At 67.0% G+C, this 424-nt stretch carries 1 protein-coding gene; it reads right to left on the bottom strand.

What is annotated here, in order from left to right; all coding sequences use genetic code 11:
* The coding region (locus FJV41_RS57495) for a KUP/HAK/KT family potassium transporter (RefSeq protein ID WP_181791615.1) at positions 1-424 on the bottom strand (424 nt) is incomplete at both ends.

Raw genomic sequence — 424 nt, 5'->3', positions numbered from 1 at the left:
GCATGGCGTTGGGCACGGCCCCGGGCTCCGCGGTGAGGAAGACGGCAGTGCCCTCCACGCGCGTGGGGGGGCTGACGAACACCGCCGTGAGGAAGTCGCGCAGGTCGATGGCGTCGGCGCGCAGCTTCTCGTTGAGCAGCTCGCGCCCGCGCTTCCAGGTCATCATGAGGGTGAAGACGATGGAGCCGATCATGAGCGGGAACCAGCCGCCCTGCAGGAGCTTGAGCAGGTTGGACGCGAAGAAGGCCAGGTCCACCACGAAGAAGAAGCCCGTGGCGCCGATGCAGAGGGCCAGCGGGTAGCGCCATCCGTAGCGGATGACGAAGAAGGTGAGGACGGTGGTGATGAGCATGTCCAGCGTCACGGCGATGCCGTAGGCGGCCGCGAGGTTGCTGCTGGAACGGAACATGACCACGGCCAGCAC

Origin of the sequence: Myxococcus llanfairpwllgwyngyllgogerychwyrndrobwllllantysiliogogogochensis (assembly GCF_006636215.1) — a bacterium.
GTDB classification, from domain to species: domain Bacteria; phylum Myxococcota; class Myxococcia; order Myxococcales; family Myxococcaceae; genus Myxococcus; species Myxococcus llanfairpwllgwyngyllgogerychwyrndrobwllllantysiliogogogochensis.
This window is presented reverse-complemented; position numbering and strand designations above follow the sequence as displayed.